Consider the following 2676-nt stretch of genomic DNA (forward strand, 5'->3'; position numbering starts at 1 on the left):
GCTCCGGACGCCCCCACCGCCCGGGGACCGATCGCCCCCGGCGGAGCACCACCCCGGATCCAGGAAGGACACCCCACATGCCCTCCCGACCGCACCACCGGCGCCGCCGCACCGCCGCGGCCACGGCCGGCGTCGTGCTGGCCGCCCTCCTCCCCCTCCACCTCGCCGGCGGCGGGGCGGCGCACGCCAACGCCGACCCGAGCCCGGTCCGGGTGAACCAGATCGGCTACCTCACCGGCGCCGACAAGATCGCCACGGTGGTCTCCCCCTCCACCTCCCCCCTCCCCTGGGAACTGCGGGACGCCGGCGGAACGGTGGTGGCGAGCGGCACCACCGCGGTCCGCGGCCACGACGCCGCCTCCGGCGACCACGTGCACCACGCCGACTTCTCCTCCGTGACCACCACCGGCGTCCACACCCTGCACGTACCGGGCGTCGGTACCAGCGTGGCCTTCGGCATCGACGACTCCTCGCTCTACCCCGACCTCGCCGGGGAGGCACTGAACTACTTCTACTTCCACCGCATGGGCACCCCGACCGAGGCCCGGCACCTGCGGTACCCCGCCCACGCGCACGAGGCGCTGCACCCGGGCGACGAGTCCGTGCCGTGCTACCAGCAGTGGTGCGGGGACGAGCGCCTGAACGTGCGGTACTCCTGGGCCGACGCGGGCGACTTCGGCATCTACGCCGTCAACCACGCGATCTCGGCATGGACGCTGCTCAACCTCCACGAGCGGTACCCCGACGCCCACCCGGACGGCTCGCTGAACATCCCCGAGAGCGGCAACGGGCGTTCGGACCTGGTGGACGAGGTGGAGTACGGCTCGCGGTTCATGCCCGGCCTGCTGCCCTCCACCGGCCTGGCCTCCCACAAGGTGCACAACCACGTCTGGAGCGCCTTCCCCACCTCGATCGCGCAGGAGAACGCGCAGGCCCGCTCCGCGCAGCCGCCGTCCACCAACGCCACCTACGCCGTCGCCCGCACCACCGCCCACCTGGCGCGGGTGCTGGAGCCGGACGACCCGGCCCGGGCCGCGGAGTTGTGGGCGTCCGCGCGCGACGCCTGGCAACGCGCGGAGTCGCACCCGGTGCTGACCTACCCCAACGCCCCGCAGGCCGAGGGCGGCGGCGACTACGGCGACTCGAAGACCACCGACGACCGGTACGCGGCGGCCGTCGAGCTGTACCTGACCGCCGGCGCGCTGGGCGACTCCTCGGTGGGGACCTACCGGTCGGCGGTGACCGGCTCGCCGCACTACGGGGAGGTGGGGCAGTTCGACTGGGCGGAGGTCGCCGGGGCGGGCACCCTGTCGCTGCTCACCGTGGACAACGACCTGCCGGCCGCCGACCTGGCGCGCATGGAGTCCAACCTGCTCTCCTTCGCCGACTCGATCACCGGCGTGCTGGAACGGGAGGGGTACCCGTCGGCGATCCCCGGCTCCTCCCGGTACCCGTGGGGCTCCAACTCCTTCATCGCCAACCGGATGCTGGTGCTGGGCACCGCGCACGACCTGACCGGGGAGACCGGATACCTGCGGGCGATGCACCGGGCGATGGACTACCTGATGGGCAACAACGCGATGCGCCTGTCGTACGTCACCGGTTACGGCGCCTTCGCCGAGACCGACCTGCACGACCGGCTCGCCTGGGGTGCCTATCCGCAGACCCCGTTCCCGCCCGGCTGGCTGTCCGGAGGACCCAACAACGAGCTGATCAACGACAACGCGACACCGACCGGCCAACCGGCCGCCAAGTCGTACGCCGGTCCGGACACCGCTCCGCAGGCCTGGGGGTCCAAGGAGAACACGATCAACTGGAACGCCCCGCTCGCCTGGGTGGCCACCCATCTGGACCGCACCGCGCACGAGTTGGTCGAGGGCGACGGGAACGGTCCCGGGCCCGGGCCCGGTGACAGCGAACCACCGACCGCGCCCGGTACCCCGACCGTCGTGGCGACCACCGCCGACTCGGTGACCCTCTCCTGGACGGCGGCCACGGACGACGTGGGGATCGCGGGCTACCGGGTGCTGCGGCTGGACGGCGGGGCGCGCACCCCCGTCGCCTCGGTCACCGGTACCACGGCGGTGATCACGGGGCTGGAGCCGGACACCGCGTACACCTTCGCGGTGGAGGCGCGGGACGCCGCCGGTAACGTCTCGCCGCTGTCGGGAAGCGTGACGGCGCGCACCGCGGCGGGCGGGAGCGGTCCGGGGGCACCGGGGGCGACCTGCGCCGTGGCCTACCGGGTGACGGGCCAGTGGCAGGGCGGCTTCCAGGCCGAGGTGACCCTGACCAACACCGGGCCCACCACGCTCTCGGGGTGGTCCCTGAGCTGGGAATTCCCCGGCGGGGAAAGCGTGTCGAACATGTGGGGCGGCACCGCCTCGCAGGTCGGCGGGCGGGTGACGGTCTCGCCGATGGACTACACCGCCACCGTGCCGGCCGGCGGGTCGGTGACCCTGGGCTTCGTCGGCTCGGCCCCGGGCGCGGCGGGGGTGCCGACGTCCTTCGCCGTCGACGGCTCGGCCTGCACCACCGGGTGAGCGCCGGGTCCGGGCCCCGGGGCCCGGACCCGACTCCCGAGCGGCGGGGGTCGCGCGCGTCGGCCGGCCCCGACGCGCGGCGGCCCCCGCCTCGCCGCACCGCCCCGGTTCCCTCCACGCCGGGGCGGTGTCC

At 74.4% G+C, this 2676-nt stretch carries 1 protein-coding gene; it reads left to right on the forward strand.

The window, feature by feature from the left end:
• Window positions 1–77 precede the first annotated feature (77 nt).
• Window positions 78–2543, forward strand: coding sequence for a glycoside hydrolase family 9 protein (locus FOE67_RS22155; protein WP_182666603.1), 2466 nt, complete (start codon window positions 78–80; stop codon window positions 2541–2543).
• Window positions 2544–2676 lie beyond the last annotated feature (133 nt).

The sequence above is a fragment of the Streptomyces calidiresistens genome (assembly GCF_014141525.1).
Classification (GTDB): Bacteria; Actinomycetota; Actinomycetes; order Streptomycetales; family Streptomycetaceae; genus Streptomyces; species Streptomyces calidiresistens.

Excerpts from the sequence above, each read along its gene's own strand:
- FOE67_RS22155 (WP_182666603.1), top strand. The coding sequence starts at position 78 with ATGCCCTCCCGACCGCACCACCGGCGCCGCCGCACCGCCGCGGCCACG.